Here is a 504-nt window from a genome sequence, read left to right as displayed (position 1 = left end):
CCGATGTCGCGGACGGACCCGGCTTGCCGGCTCCCAACAAAGTGGAGCGTCGGTCACAGGAGGCGCGCGACCGTCGGCAGGCCCGCTTCGACGAAGTGGTGCGTCTGCGCGCGCAGGGAATGCCGATCAAGGCGATAGCCAGAACGCTCGGGATCGAGCGCAAGACCGTCCGACGGTGGCTGCGTGCCGGGCGGGCGCCGAGCTGGCTTCATGCCGACCGGGGCCGCAGCATTCTCGACCCGTTTCGGGATTACCTGGAAGCGCGCTGGGATGCTGGATACCGCAACGGCGCCGGACTGTGGCGGGAGATCCGCGATCGGGGCTTCGCCGGCCAGGACGGTGTCGTCAAGCAGTGGGCCGCCCGACGACGCCGGGAGGACCGGCTGGTCGAACAGACTTCTCTAGCCAAGCCCTCAGTGAAGCCCGCACCGCCGCCCACGACGCGCAAAGCGGCACGGATGCTGATGAGCGAACCGGACAAGCTGGATGCGGAGGAGCGCCGGT

Annotated in this window: 1 protein-coding gene; it reads left to right on the top strand. The window is 69.2% G+C overall.

The window, feature by feature from the left end:
* Positions 1-23: 23 nt before the first annotated feature.
* On the top strand, positions 24-504 hold a 481-nt coding region (locus N826_RS39230; protein WP_157599451.1), incomplete at its 3' end, for a helix-turn-helix domain-containing protein.

The sequence above is a fragment of the Skermanella aerolata KACC 11604 genome, from assembly GCF_000936425.1.
GTDB classification, from domain to species: domain Bacteria; phylum Pseudomonadota; class Alphaproteobacteria; order Azospirillales; family Azospirillaceae; genus Skermanella; species Skermanella aerolata.
Note: the sequence above shows the minus strand (reverse complement) of the source record. Positions and strands in the feature narration are given on the sequence as shown.